Genomic DNA, 14,121 nt, shown 5'->3' with positions numbered 1-14,121 from the left:
CCCTTTGTTATCCATTGCCTAATTGTCGCCCCTGTTTAGCTCACGCATGCTGGCTAATAGTGATAATCCAATGATAAGAGAGAGCCTTAATGAATGCTTCCGAAGCGCGCCAGCTTCCGCTACAGGGCTTAAAAGTACTTGAGCTTGGCCAACTGATTGCAGGGCCTTTCGCCACCAAACTGCTGGGCGAATTCGGTGCCGACGTGATTAAAATCGAGCCCCCCGGCACCGGCGACCCACTTCGCAAATGGCGAATGATTGAAGACGGCACCTCGCTGTGGTGGCACGTCCAAACCCGCAACAAGCGCTCGGTCGCGTTAGATTTACGCAGCGAAGAGGGGCAAGGCCTGGTGCGCCAGCTCGCCGCGGAGGCCGATGTGGTGGTTGAAAACTTCCGCCCCGGCACCTTAGACAACTGGGGGCTAGGCTGGGAAGCACTCTCCCAACTCAACCCACGGCTGATCATGGTGCATATTTCCGGCTACGGGCAAACGGGCCCCTACCGCGACAAGCCCGGCTTTGGGGTGATTGGCGAAGCCATGGGCGGGCTGCGTTACCTCACCGGCCAGCCGGGAGAACCTTCCGTGCGCGTGGGGGTGAGCATCGGCGACTCGCTTTCCGCGCTCTACGCGGTGATTGGCACTCTGCTGGCGCTCCAGGAGCGCAACCGTAGCGGCCTGGGCCAAGAAATCGACGTCGCGCTATATGAGTCGGTATTTGCCATGATGGAGAGCCTGCTACCGGAGTTCGATGCCAGCGGCCAGGTTCGCGAACCCAGCGGCAGCGCCCTGCCCGGCATTACCCCCTCAAACGCCTACCGCTGCCAGGGCGGCGATTACGTGCTGATTGCCGGTAACGGCGACAGCATCTTCAAACGCTTAATGGGCGTGATTAGTCGTGATGATCTCGCCAACGACCCGGCACTGGCCCACAACGATGGGCGCAGCCAGCAAGCCGAGATGATTGATGCCGCCATTCAGTCCTGGACGGAAGAACGCCCACGGGATGCCATTTTACAGGCGCTGGATGACGCCCGCGTGCCCGCAGGCTACCCCTACACAGCTGAGGATATCGCCTTTGATCCCCACTATTTGGCGCGGGAGATGATTCAAACCTTCACTCGCCCCAACGGTAAACCGCTAAAAGTACCCGGTGTATTGCCCAAGCTGAGCGCTACCCCTGGGCGAATCGGCGACGGCGGCCCCACGCTTGGCCAGCATACCGACGATGTTTTGGATGAGCTGGGCATTGACCACGAAACCCGCGCCAAACTACGCCAAGCGGGCATTATCTAGGAAGTTTATTATGAGCCAGTTATCACCATGCCCCGCCAAGATAGAGATCAACGAAGTTGCTCCCCGGGACGGCCTGCAGATAGAGGCACGCTTTGTGCCCACAGAAGACAAAATCCGCTGGATCGACGCGCTCTCCGCCACCGGGCTACGACGTATTGAAGCAACGTCGTTCACTTCACCCAAAGCAATTCCCAACCTACGCGATGCCGCCGACGTAGTAACCGGCATTCAGCGTCGGGAGGGAGTTGATATCACCGTACTGGTGCCTAATGTAAAAGGCACCGAGCGAGCCCTTGCCTGCCAGGTGGATGAAATCAATCTGGTGATGTCCGCCAGCAACAGCCACGGGCTGGCCAATCTGCGCATGACGCCAGAGCAATCCCTTGAACAATTCGCGGCGATTTTGGAGGTCAGCAAAGTCAGCGGTGCGTTTATCAACGCCTCGCTCTCCACCGCCTTTGGCTGCCCGTTTGAGGGCGAAGTACCCGAAGCACGGGTGTTGGAACTGGTTGAGAAGCTTATCGACCTTGGCATTCAGGGCGTCACGCTCTGCGATACCACCGGCATGGCCAACCCTGCCCAGGTCAAACGCCTGTGCGCAGCCGTGCTTGAGCGCTGGCCGGAAACGCCGTTCACTCTGCACTTCCACAACACTCGCGGCATGGGGCTGGCCAACGCCCTGGCGGCGTGGCAAGCAGGTATTAGCCGCTTTGATGCCTCACTAGGTGGGCTCGGCGGCTGCCCCTTCGCTCCCGGCGCTAGCGGTAATGTATGCACCGAAGACCTGGTGCATATGTTTGAAGCCATGGGCGTCGATACCGGTGTTGATCTGGATGCACTGCTTGAAGTCGCCGCCACCCTTCCCGACCTTATCGGCCATGATGTGCCGGGGCAGGTGGTAAAAGCCGGGAAATCGACTCGGCGTTATGCGATGCCATAAGTTCATGCCTAAAGCTCACGCCTAAGCGTTAGGCAGGCCCAATCACATGCTTCACTTCCAGATAAGCACTTAGCCCCCAAGGGCCTAGTTCACGCCCAACACCGCTGCGCTTGAAGCCGCCCCAGGCGGTTTCAGGTAGTACTAGCTGCTCGCTGTTGTACCAGATGCTGCCCGCCTTCAGCTGGCGCCCAATGCGCTTGGCCCGCTCTGGATCGCCGCTGATTACCGTTGCCGCCAGACCATAGGCGCTATCGTTGGCGAGTTTAATAGCTTCCGCTTCGCTTGCCACGCTGCGCCCACACAGCACTGGGCCAAAAATCTCTTCCTTCCATAGTCGGCTCTCTACTGGCACATCGCGGTAAAGCGTGGGCGCTAGGAAGTAGCCCTTCTCTGGCAGCGAGCGGTGTTGCTCATCGCGCACTACCGTAAGACCTTCCTGTTCGGCAATATCTAAATAGCACTGTACAGCGTCGCGCTGTTTGGCGCTGGTCAGTGGCCCTAAGTCAGTTCCTTCTGCAAGCGGGTCGCCCAGCGTTAGCACATCCATACGTTCGGCAAGTGCCGCATAGAGCCCTTCCGCTACACTTTCGTGCACTAGCAGCCGTGAGGTTGCTGAGCAGATTTGCCCAGCGTTGAAGTAGATACCGGCCATTACCCAGTCGGCGGCCTGGGCGGGGTCGGCGTCTTCCATCACCAGAATCGGTGACTTTCCGCCTAGTTCCAGAGAAACGCTGGCGGTACGGGCGCTTGCCGCTTGCATCACCGCTTCACCGACGCGGTTGCTGCCGGTAAAGGAAATTTTATCCACGTCGGCATGGTGGGTCAGCGGTGCACCGATGCCCTCACCGTCGCCGTTTAGAAGGTTGAGCACCCCAGCAGGTAGGCCAATCTCCAGGGCTATTTCTGCCAGCACCCGCTCGGGGAGCGGAGTGACTTCCGAAGGTTTGAGCACCGCGGCACAACCGGCCGCCAAGGCGGGTGCCAGCTTCCAAGCGCTGGTCACCAGCGGGAAATTCCACGGCGCAATCAGCCCTACCACGCCCACGGGGTCGTGATAGGTACGCGCCTCGACGCCTTCCATTTCCACACTGACCAATTCGCCCTGGCGGGCATCCAGCCCCCTGGCCTGCCCGGCGTAGTAGCGATAGCAGGCAATCGCATCGTCCAGGTCGATCCCCGCTTCCGCCAGCGGCTTGCCGTTGTTGGTTGCTGAAAGCGTGATAATCGAGTCCCGACGGGCTTCCAGTGTATCGGCAACCCCCTCAAGGTATTTTGCCCGTGCGTTGCCGCCCAGCGCCTGCCAGGCGGGCTGCGCCTGCCTTGCGGCTTTGACGGCGGCGTCGACATCGGCGGCGTCTCCCGCCGTGACCTGGGCAATCCGCTCTTCGCGGAAAGGATTCATTACGTCGAGCAGGCGGGTGCCCGCCGAGGGCACCCATTGATTGTTGATGAATTGGTGGTCAACAACCGAGGGGTAATCGGTCTGGGAGGTCATGGGCATTGTCGAGGCTCCTTTAGAGGTCGTGTTGGCGAAGCCAATCATCGATGAGCGTTGTGAGATGCTGGCCGCTAAAGCTGGGGAAATGGCCGCCGTGCACGGTGCGGACGGGCAGCTTGCGCAGCCGCCGCATGCTGGCAGCGTAGTCGCTAAGATCGCTGTGCCAGAGGTCTTCAATGAGCGGGCCATCGTAAATCAGATCGCCCGAGATCAGCGTCTGGGTGGCTGCCTCCCACAGGGCGATGCCGCCGGGGGAGTGACCCGGGGTATGGATCACCTCCCACTGACGGCTCCCCAAGTCCAGTATTTCGCCATCCGCCAGCGGACACACCTGCTGCGGTGCCGTGATGCGGTAGCGGCTGTGCGAATAAGGCTTGGCAGGGAGCGCCTCAAACATGTCATCGCTGAGAAACTGGTCGGCCAGGGTACGCGTATTGTCGGGTGAGGCCAGGATTTCCGCCTCGGCGGCATGCACATGGCAACAGCCAAACTCGTGGGCGGCGCCGATATGGTCAAAGTGCGTGTGGCTGGCCACCGCCAGCAGGTCACGCTCGGCAAGCTGCGCCACGTGCTGGCGTAGCGGCACCGCGCCCAGACCAAAGTCCACGACCATGCCACGCTTGCTGCCCTGGACATGCCAGATATTGCAGCGATAAAACGGCTTGATCCACGGTTCGTCGATCAGAGTGATACCGTCCGCCTTGGGGACGGTACGGTACCACTGCTGTGCAGTGATGCGCTCAAGGCTCATGCGGGCACCCGCCTGGCGACCGCGACCTTGCTGACCACGAAATAGAGCGCGCCGGTGATCACGAAAACCGGCAGCGACGCGCCAAAATCAAGCGGCGCGACCCAGTTCCAGTAGTAAGCCAGCAACGCCCCGACCGCGTAGCTCCCCAGCGCCAGCCAGTTGAAGGCGGGAAGGCTATGTTCAGCCTGGATCAGCTGTGCCGAGGTATAGCGCTGGCGACCCAGCAGGTAGTAATCCACGATCATCAGGGAAAAGGCCGGAATAAAGACACTGCCGATAATCAACAGAAAGGTCTGGAACTGGTCGAGAATGCCGGGGATCAGCGCACCAATGACCGACACCACGCCAATGATCAACGCCGGTTTCCAGAACGACACCTTGGGACGCACGCTCATGAACGAAAGCGTCGCGCTGTAGACGCACATCACGTTAGTGGTCAGCACCGAGAAGAAAATCACCAGGGCGGCGGGCAGGCCGAAACCGAAGCCGCTGAGCAGGGTCGTCGGGTCGTAGGTGGGCTCCATGCCCACGCTGATCGACAGCGCTGACACCGTGGCACCCAGGCCCATCGCTACCAGCGTTGCCACCACGTAGCCGCCCCAGGTGCCCACCACCGCGGCTTTTAGCGAGCGGCAGTGGCGGTTGTAGTCCGCAGCTAACGGAATCCAGGAAAAAGCGGTTGCCACGACAATATCGAACACCACGCCGCCGCCCAACACGCCTTCGGGTTCCAGCTGGGTGATGCTCGGCAGATCGTAATGGCGATTAAGCGCGAACAGCACCACCGCCGAGAGCCCCAGCATCAGCAAGGCCGCTATCTTCTCGACTTTCTCGATCCCCAGGTGACCACGCAGGGCAATCAGCACCACCAGGGATTCACAGATAACCGTAAAGAGCGCCACATTGGAGTAACCGGTCAGGCTTTCTACGGCGTAGTCCAGACTCATGCCGGCGAGCAGCGCCTGGATCCAGCTCCAGGCAATCAGCGCCAATAGATTCACCCAGGCGGGAAAATTAGCGCCTTTTCTGCCGAAGGTGCCCCGCGCCAGCACCATGGTGGTCATGCCGGTTTGCTGGCCCATTACCCCGATCAATACCAGCGGGATGATGCCGATCGCCGAACCGATTAATATCAGCAGCATCGCATGCTGAAAGGTCAGGTCGGGGACTAAAAACATGCCGGTTAGAATAGTGGTCACTACCACGTTGGCGCCGAGCCACAGCGCAAAGGTTCCCGGCAGCCCAAGACTGTGTTCAACGTCGTCGACAGATAGGGTGTCTTGGCCGAGCACATGATTATTCTTCATTGTTATCTCCTGGTGGCATCAGGTTTTTCTGCCAGGCAGCAGCGTCAATTTCGATCAATAGAGGCCCGTTGGTTTCCCGGTTGGCGAGCGCCTTAGCAAACTCGGCGGGGCTTTCTACCAGCACGCCGGGGCAGCCAAAGCCTTCGGCCAGGGTGAGAAAGTTGGGCGCCTGAATATCCACGCCCAGGCGCGCAACACCATTGGCATCCATATAGCGACGAATCTCTTCGTAACCGGCGTTGTGCCAGAGCACAATCACCACGGGCAGGCGCTCTTCTACGGCGGTTGCCATTTCCGAGAGCGTAAACATCACCCCGCCATCACCCACCAGTGCCACCACCGGCAGATCCGCTCGCGCAAGCTGTGCGCCCAGCGCCGCCGGCAGCCCATAGCCCAATGTGCCGTAGCCCGTTGAGGCATTGAAGTAGCGCCTGGGCGCTGGCTGGCTGACCAGGTGGTTACCGGCATACACCGGCGCGGTGGAATCGCCTACCAGAATGGCCTCGGGTAGATGCTCGGCAAGCGTTGCATACAGCGGCACAAAGTCGCTAAAGGCCGGGTCGTTGTGAAGGCTCAGCGCGCTCAATACGGCCGCGGTTCGCGCCTTGCCGTGGCGGTATAGCGGCTCAGGGAAGTAGCCAAGAAGAAGTTCAAGGCTACGCCCGGCATCGCCGACTAGCCCCAGCGTTACGCGCTGATTGCGCACCAGCTGCTCAGGGTCGAGGTCAATACGAATCAGCGTGCCGTTGAGATGAAAGCCGCCATCAAACACAACATCGTAGTCGGTCTCGCCAAGCTCGGTGCCCACCGCCAGAATCACATCGGCATTGGCGGCTAGTTCACGAACTGCGGGCAACGCGGCATTAGCGCCCAAATCCAGCGGATGGTCACGTCCTAGCAACCCTTTGGCGTTAATGGTCGTTACCGTGGGGGCATCAAGATTTTCTACTAATGCTCGCGCTGCTTCTGGGGCTGAAACGCAGCCACCGCCTAATAGCACCAGGGGCTGTTTCGCCGCATGTAACAAACGGGCGGCTTCGGTAAGTCCTTCTGGATCAGGCGCGGCCCGATAGAGCCTAGGCGCCTGCCAACTCACCGGCGCTTTCACCGGTGCATTGAACAGGTCGATGGGGATTTCGATGTGCACCGGTCCCGGTCGCGCGCCGTTGAACACGGCAAAGGCCTGGGCCAGCACCTCGGGTAGTGTATTGGCGTCCAACAGCGTGTGGCTGAATCGCGCCACGCCGCTGATCATCTGTTGCTGGCTGGGCAGCTCGTGCAATCGCCCTTGGCCCATGCCCAGCGTATCGCGACGGTTAACGCTTGAAATCACCAGCATGGGGATCGAATCCGCCAGGGCCTGGCCCATGGCGGTGGCCATATTGGTCATCCCCGGCCCGGTGATAATTAGGCACACCCCCGGCTGACCGCTGGCCCGGGCATAGCCGTCGGCCATAAACCCAGCGCCCTGTTCATGGCGTGGGGTTATATGCTGCACATCGCTGCCTTCCAGCCCGCGATAAAGCTCCACCGTGTGCACGCCTGGGATGCCGAACAGGGCCCGCACGCCGTAAGTATCGCGCAGCAGGCGGATCAGCAGTTCGGCACAGGTCATGGTGGCTTGCTGGCTCTGCGCTTTATTGGTCATCGTTGCGGCCCCTTAAAAGAAAAACGTATGGGCCATAAAGGCAATGATTGGCAGCGTAATGGCGGTACGCAGCAGGAAGATGGCAACCAGTTCCCAGAGCTTGATGGGAATTTTTGACTTGAGCAGCAGCGCGCCGATTTCCGACATGTAGATCAGTTGGGTGAGCGACAGGCAGGCAATCACAAAGCGGGTAAGCTCGCTTTCGATATTGGTCGCCAGCACCGCGGGCAGGAACATATCGGCAAAGCCCACCAGGGTGGCGGGCGCTGCCGCTTCTGCTTCAGGAATCCGCAGCAGCTCAAGCACCGGTACCATGGGGTAAGAGAGCCAGGTAAACAGCGGAGTAAATTCCGCCAGAATCAGCGCCACCGTGCCAATGGCAAACACCAAGGGAAGTAGACCAAGGAAAATATCCATCACGTTGAGGAGCGCCAAACGTGCCAGCTCACGGGGCCCGGGAGCTCCAGCGGCGCGATTGGTGGCCTGAATCAAGCTGTAACGGAACAGACCCACTTTTTCAGTGCGCTCTTCGCTCAACTGGCAGCCCACGGGCTCGTAATAGTCATTGGATTTGCGCGACAGCGGCGGCAGGCGCGGCACAATCACTGCAGCGATCAACCCGGAAACCACCACCGTAAAGTAGAACTGCACAAACAGGTGGTTGATATCGACAAAACTGGTGACGAGCAGCGCAAACGCAATCGACACCACGGAGAAGTTGGTGGCAATGACCGAGGCTTCGCGGCGGTTATAGAAGCCCTGCTCGTACTGCTGAGTGGTGATCAGCACACCGACGGTGCCCGATCCCATCCATGAGGCGGTGGCATCAATAGCGCTGCGTCCCGGCAAATTAAAAATCACCCGAAACGGCTTACGTACCATACTGCCGATGAACTCCATAAAGCCAAACTCGACTAGAAACGGCAGCAGCAGCGCGGCAAAGAAAAAGAAGGTGAGCAGTACCGGCGCCAGGTCATTGAGCATCACGCCACCGGTAAAGGAAGCGGTCACGAACTCAGGCCCGAACTGAAAATAGGTCATCACAGCAAACAGCGCGCCTAAAACGCGCATCACCAACCACACTGGCCCGACATGAAACATTTCGTGCAGCATGCCCTTTTTGGCCCAGGAAGGGTTAGCTAGCTTGGCGTAAATCGTCGCTACCACCGACAGGCAGAGCACAACGACAGCAATGGCCGGCAGCGCCGAGCCCAGCAAAGCCTGCAGACTATCGGCCATGAGCCCCATGCCGATATTGATGGTATCGCCCACTTGAAAAGGGACGAGAAACAGCAGCACCCCAATTAGCGATGGAATGATAAATTTCAGTAAGTGCGCGCGGGGTATCGGTGCCGACGAGGTCGGCTGTTCCGATTTAACGTTGCTATACGACATAGGGGTCACCCATTGGAAGTGATTATTGGAGGTGGCTGGCGGCGTAGCTAGGTCAGTACTTTTTTATTTAGTCGCTATTTCTTTGTTAGCTATTTGGTCGGCGTCACTCGCTGTGTTTAACGCCCGGCAGTACGCAAAGCATTTCATACAGCAGCGTGGCGCCCATCAGCGCGGTGTTGCCGCTGGGGTCATAAGGTGGTGACACTTCCACCAGGTCGCCGCCGACAATATTCAGCCCAGCGGCACCGCGAACCAGCTCCAATCCTTGGCTAGAGGTCAGCCCGCCCATTTCCACCGTGCCGGTGCCGGGGGCAACAGAAGGATCCAGGCCGTCGATGTCGAAACTGATGTACACCGGAATATCGCCCATCTGCTCACGCACCTCGGCCATCAAGGGCGCTAGCGAGCGATACCAGCACTCTTCGGCGGGCACGACACGAAAGCCCTGGTCGCGACACCAGTCAAAATCTTCAGCGGCATAGCCGGTACCGCGCAGGCCGATTTGCACTACCTTGCCATGGGCCAGCAACCCCTCCTCCTGGGCACGACGAAACGGCGTACCGTGGGCAATTGGCTCACCGAACATGTGCTCGTTGACATCGGCATGAGCATCGATATGAATCAACCCCACCGGGCCGTGTTTTTTGGCCATGGCGCGAAGGATAGGCAGCGTTAGGGTGTGCTCACCGCCCAGGGTCAGCGGAATGCAGTCATGTTTCAGTACGCCATCGTAAAAGGCGGTGATGATGTCGACGCTTTTCGGCAGGTGAAAGGTGTTGATAGGCACGTCGCCGATATCGGCCACCTGCAGACTTTCAAAGGGCGCTGCGCGGGTCGCCATGTTGTAGGGGCGCAGCATACGCGACTCGTCGCGAATCTGGCGTGGCCCAAGCCGCGTGCCGGGGCGGTTTGAAGTGCCGATATCCATGGGAATGCCAATGAACGCAGCGTCTAATCCCTCGGCTGTCTCTTGGGTAGGCAGGCGCATCATGGTGGCAGGGCCTGCAAAGCGCGGCATGGTGTTTCCGCCCAGAGGCTGATTAAACTCCGACATACACATCTCCTTATATTTTTTGGCGGTGAGCACGGTGTAGGTATTGGCCTAGCTCTTTTCACTAATCTTCTAAAGACATTGCACAGACCATGCCAAGTCGTAGATGCCTATAAAGTGGTGGGATTAGCGGCCAAACGATGCAAAAATGAATCAACCAAAGGCCTTTTCAATTCATTTATGAATCAAAGATTCATAAATGAATCACTCAGAGGAGTCGGCTGCGATGAGTGAAATAGATAAACGCGTGCTGCAAACCATTGTGGAGACCGCAAACGACCACTTCTTTATCGTCAGTGGCGATGGGCAAGTAGTTGACATTAGCCCAGGGGCCGAAGCGGTCTACGGAGTATCCCGAGAAGAGCTGCTCTCCAGTAGTGTGCAGCAACTGCAAGCGGCCGGGGTGCTCAAGCCCTCTATCACCATGGAAGTGATGCGCACCCGCCGGCCTGCGCAGCTTATGCAGGTCACCGGAACAGGTCGCCGGGTGATTGCCGAAGCCTACCCTGTATTCGTCGACGGTAAGCTGGAGCGCATTATCAGCCGCTCACGGGACTTAACCGACTTGCAGCTATTGCAGGACGAGTATGCGCTGCTACAAAAACGCTTTAGCGAACACTTAAAGCGCAGTCAGGCAGCGCCAGACGCGGAAGAGCAGGCGTTGGATGACGCCCTGGACAATTTGCAGGTACGTAGCAGCGTGATGCGTGAAATTGCGCTACTGCTTAAGCGGGTCGCCCCTTCGGATGCCAATGTGCTGATGCTGGGTGAATCAGGTGTGGGTAAAACCGCCTTTGCCAAGCAGCTACACCGCTGGAGCCAGCGCTGTGAAGGCCCCTTTATTGACGTTAACTGTGCGGCGATTCCAGAGAATCTGTTTGAATCCGAGATGTTTGGCTACCAGCCCGGCGCTTTCAGCGGTGCCGCTCGCCAGGGCAAAGCCGGGCTGTTAGAGCAGGCCGAGGGCGGTACGCTATTTTTGGATGAAATCGGCGAGCTGCCGCTGTTGATGCAAACCAAACTGCTCAAGGTGATTCAGGACGGCAGCTTGACCCGACTGGGTGACACCCGATCACGCAAGGTCAATTTTCGCTTGGTCGTGGCGACCAACCAGGATTTGGGCAAGCAAGTAGAAGCCGGCCTTTTCCGTCTGGATCTTTACTACCGCCTCAATGTGATCCCGGTCACCCTGCCGCCGCTGCGTGACCGCCGGGAGGATATCCCCGACCTGGTTGAAGCGTGCTTAAATCGGCTCAACCAGCGCTATGGCCGGCAAAAAATCCTTGATACCCGCGTTTGGTCGACGCTGATGGGTGGCGAATGGCCAGGGAATGTCCGCGAGCTGGAGAACTGGCTAGAGAGAGCCTGGCTTTCCAGCCCCACCGATCAAATCGAAGTACCTACTGCGCTTCCTCACGCCGAGCAGCACTCAGCCAGTTTGCCGAGCGCCTCGCCAGCAGCGTCGGCAGTAGCACTCGAGCCCCAGGAAACCCTCAAGCAGTACCTAGCGCGGCTGGAGCGTGAAACGTTTGAAGAGCTGTGCAACACGCTCCCCAGCACCTATGCCATTGCCAAGCGGCTGGGCATTAGTCAATCCAGCGTGGTGCGCAGGCTTCAGCGCTATGGCATTAAAGTCGCCAAGTGATTTTCTGCTTGACACAGCGGCTGTCATAAACCATCCATGTAAGTGTCATGAAACGGCAACACCTTCAACACAAGCTGAACCAATAACAACCAACAGCCGGTGATGTGTGTGCTATGTCAAACCAATCGCGTATTCGCCTGGAACGCGTCACTAAACGTTGGGACGCGACCACTGCCGTCGATGAAATCTCCTTCGACGTCACGCCTGGGCAATTTGTCATTCTGCTCGGCCCTTCAGGCTGCGGTAAATCCACCACGCTACGCATGATCGCGGGCCTGGAAGAGGCCAGCAACGGACGTATTCATATCGGCGAGCGCGACGTCACACGCCTGCCGCCCGGCGACCGCGGGCTAAGCATGGTGTTTCAGTCCTACGCCCTGTTTCCGCACTTAAGCGTTGCCGACAATATCGTGTTTGGCCTGCGCAGCCGCAAAGTTCCCAAAGATGAACAGCGCCAGCGGCTGGCCAAGGTCGCCGAGCTGGTCGATTTAACCGATTACCTAGACCGCAAACCTGCCCAGCTTTCCGGCGGCCAACGCCAGCGGGTTGCTTTGGCGCGCTCGGTTATTTCCGAACACCCTATCTGCCTGATGGATGAACCGCTATCCAACCTGGACGCCCGGCTGCGCAGCGACATGCGCCGGGAAATCAAAGCGCTGCAAAGCCGCCTGAATATGACGGTGATTTACGTTACCCACGACCAGGTGGAAGCCATGAGCATGGGCGATCGCGTCATTCTGATGCAGCACGGCAAAATCGTGCAGGACGGCACCCCAGACGAGCTCTATAACCGCCCCGCTAGCGCTTTTGCCGCCAGCTTTATTGGCAGCCCCGCCATGAACCTGCTGCCCCTAGTGGCCGGTGAGAATGGCGCCGTTATCGAAGGTGAACCAAGTACCCCCGTAGCCCCCTTGGATGCCGTTGGTGGCCACTTGGGCATCCGCCCGGAAGATATCGAGCTGCGAATCGCACCCGGTTCCGGCGTACCCGCTAACGTATTAAGTGAAGAGTATCTGGGAGCGGACACCATTGCTTATGTCGCGGTGGGGTCGCACACCCTACGCGTGCGGCTTAGCGGCAAGCAGGCACTGACAGGCCAGCCATGCAGCCTCTATTGGACTTCAAAGAATACACACCTTTTCGATGCCGACGGCCTGCGGCGGGACGACCTGACACCGCCCCCCTTACCCAGCTCATCTCGAAGCGTTCCTCGTCCACCGGCGGTGGGCTCTTTCCAACACTGACAGCAGTATTGACACTTGCGGAGTCTCTTATGCGTTTGCGTACCCCTTTTGCAATGACCGCCCTGGCAGCGGGCTTGTTAAGCGCCGCCCAGGTAAACGCGGATAGCGTCGATCTGACCATGTACTACCCGGTCGCGGTGGGCGGTGCACTCACCGACGTCGTTGATAATCTGGTGGAAGAGTTTGAGAGCGAATACCCCGATATCAATGTGGAAGCGATCTACGCCGGTAACTACGACGACACCCGCGTGCGCGCCATGTCGGCGATGGAAGCGGGCGAAACGCCTCAGCTGTCGGTCATGTTCTCCATCGATCTGTACGAGCTGATTGAGCAGAACGCCATCGTCGCCTTTGATGACCTGGTAGAAACCGATGAAGAGCGCGAATGGCTCGATGGCTTCTACCCAGGGCTGATGGAAAATGGCCAGCTGGACGGCAAAACTTACGGCATTCCCTTCCAGCGCTCCACCATCGTACTGTTCTGGAACAAAGACGCCTTTGAAGCCGCCGGCCTAGACCCCGAAACTCCCCCAGAGAACTGGGAAGAGATGGCCGAGATGGCGGCGACCGTGCGCGAAGCCACCAACGGCGAGCAGTGGGGCGTGATGGTGCCGTCGACTGGCTACCCCTACTGGATGTTCCAGGCCTTTGCCTTTCAGAACGGCCATCGGCTAATGAGCGAAGACGGCACCGAGGTCTACTTTGACGACCCCGCAGCGGTTGAAGCGCTGGAGTACTGGGTATCGCTGGCCACCGAGCATAACGCCATGCCCGACGGCACCATCGAGTGGGGCACCCTGCGCCAGAACTTCCTGGAAGAGTCCACGGCAATGATGTGGCACACCACGGGCAACCTGACCGCCGTACGCAGCGAAGCCAATTTTGATTTTGGCGTCGCCATGCTGCCGATGAAAACCCAGCGCGGCAGCCCCACCGGCGGCGGCAACTTCTACATTTTTGAAGACGCCACTGAAGAAGAACAGCGCGCGGCGATAACCTTCATTCGCTGGATGACCGCTCCCGAGCGCGCCGCTGCCTGGTCGATTGAGACGGGCTATATGGGCGTTAGCCCTGCCGCTTATGAGACCGACGCGCTGCAAGGCTATGTGGAAGAATTCCCACCCGCCGCGGTCGCCCGCGACCAGCTTGAACACGGCACGGCAGAGCTTTCCACCTATCAAGGTGGCCGTATTCGCCGCGCCTTAGATAACGCCGTGCAAGCGGCGCTGACCGGTCAAATGACGCCGCAAGAAGCGCTTAGTCAGGCGCAGCAAGAGGCCGACAGCGTGTTGCGCCGCTACGCCCGCTAATCGCTAGACATTTCACTGTTCGCCGGGGCATGCCCCG

At 59.1% G+C, this 14,121-nt stretch carries 11 protein-coding genes; 5 read left to right on the top strand and 6 right to left on the bottom strand.

Features of this window, described 5'->3' with window-relative positions; all coding sequences use genetic code 11:
- The first annotated feature begins 89 nt into the window (after positions 1 to 89).
- Both HALTITAN_RS13920 and HALTITAN_RS13915 read left to right on the top strand, forming a co-directional pair.
- Complete coding sequence (locus HALTITAN_RS13920) at positions 90 to 1,295, top strand: CaiB/BaiF CoA transferase family protein (RefSeq protein ID WP_039859512.1); 1,206 nt, start codon at positions 90 to 92, stop codon at positions 1,293 to 1,295.
- 10 nt (positions 1,296 to 1,305) lie between these two features.
- Positions 1,306 to 2,235: a hydroxymethylglutaryl-CoA lyase gene (locus HALTITAN_RS13915; RefSeq protein WP_022521897.1), complete on the top strand. Its 930-nt coding sequence runs from the start codon at positions 1,306 to 1,308 to the stop codon at positions 2,233 to 2,235.
- Positions 2,236 to 2,263: 28 nt separating this feature from the next.
- Here HALTITAN_RS13915 and HALTITAN_RS13910 read toward each other — a convergent pair whose 3' ends face one another.
- The 6 genes from HALTITAN_RS13910 to speB form a co-directional block, all read right to left on the bottom strand.
- Positions 2,264 to 3,736, bottom strand: coding sequence for an aldehyde dehydrogenase family protein (locus tag HALTITAN_RS13910; RefSeq protein ID WP_051052049.1), 1,473 nt, complete (start codon positions 3,734 to 3,736; stop codon positions 2,264 to 2,266).
- A 13-nt stretch (positions 3,737 to 3,749) separates the two neighbouring features.
- Positions 3,750 to 4,484 carry an MBL fold metallo-hydrolase gene (locus tag HALTITAN_RS13905; protein ID WP_039859511.1) on the bottom strand — a complete coding sequence of 245 codons (735 nt, stop codon included), beginning with the start codon at positions 4,482 to 4,484 and terminating at the stop codon, positions 3,750 to 3,752.
- Entirely contained in the window at positions 4,481 to 5,791 is a 1,311-nt protein-coding gene (locus HALTITAN_RS13900; RefSeq protein WP_009287483.1) for a purine-cytosine permease family protein, read from the bottom strand. The genes HALTITAN_RS13905 and HALTITAN_RS13900 overlap by 4 nt, the downstream gene beginning before the upstream one ends.
- On the bottom strand, positions 5,781 to 7,439 hold the full coding sequence (locus HALTITAN_RS13895) for a 5-guanidino-2-oxopentanoate decarboxylase (protein ID WP_039859510.1): 1,659 nt from the start codon (positions 7,437 to 7,439) through the stop codon (positions 5,781 to 5,783). Before HALTITAN_RS13895 ends, HALTITAN_RS13900 begins: the two co-directional genes overlap by 11 nt.
- A gap of 12 nt (positions 7,440 to 7,451) precedes the next feature.
- Positions 7,452 to 8,834, bottom strand: a complete 1,383-nt coding sequence (locus HALTITAN_RS13890) for a YjiH family protein (RefSeq protein WP_039859509.1) — start codon at positions 8,832 to 8,834, stop codon at positions 7,452 to 7,454.
- Between the two features lie 103 nt (positions 8,835 to 8,937).
- Complete coding sequence (speB, locus tag HALTITAN_RS13885; RefSeq protein WP_039859507.1) at positions 8,938 to 9,888, bottom strand: agmatinase; 951 nt, start codon at positions 9,886 to 9,888, stop codon at positions 8,938 to 8,940.
- A 223-nt stretch (positions 9,889 to 10,111) separates the two neighbouring features.
- On the opposite strand from speB, the gene HALTITAN_RS13880 reads away from it, so the two are divergent.
- The 3 genes from HALTITAN_RS13880 to HALTITAN_RS13870 all read left to right on the top strand — a co-directional run bounded on the left by HALTITAN_RS13880 (position 10,112) and on the right by HALTITAN_RS13870 (position 14,084).
- The gene (locus HALTITAN_RS13880; protein ID WP_039859506.1) at positions 10,112 to 11,530 is read left to right on the top strand and encodes a sigma-54 interaction domain-containing protein; all 1,419 of its coding nucleotides are present in this window, start codon (positions 10,112 to 10,114) and stop codon (positions 11,528 to 11,530) included.
- Between the two features lie 113 nt (positions 11,531 to 11,643).
- On the top strand, positions 11,644 to 12,774 hold the full coding sequence (locus HALTITAN_RS13875) for an ABC transporter ATP-binding protein (protein ID WP_039859505.1): 1,131 nt from the start codon (positions 11,644 to 11,646) through the stop codon (positions 12,772 to 12,774).
- A 29-nt stretch (positions 12,775 to 12,803) separates the two neighbouring features.
- Complete coding sequence (locus HALTITAN_RS13870; RefSeq protein ID WP_039859504.1) at positions 12,804 to 14,084, top strand: ABC transporter substrate-binding protein; 1,281 nt, start codon at positions 12,804 to 12,806, stop codon at positions 14,082 to 14,084.
- Positions 14,085 to 14,121 lie beyond the last annotated feature (37 nt).

Origin of the sequence: Vreelandella titanicae BH1 (genome assembly GCF_000336575.1) — a bacterium.
GTDB lineage: Bacteria > Pseudomonadota > Gammaproteobacteria > Pseudomonadales > Halomonadaceae > Vreelandella > Vreelandella titanicae.
The sequence above is the reverse complement of the archived record's forward strand: the minus strand, read 5'-3'. Positions and strand labels throughout refer to the sequence as shown.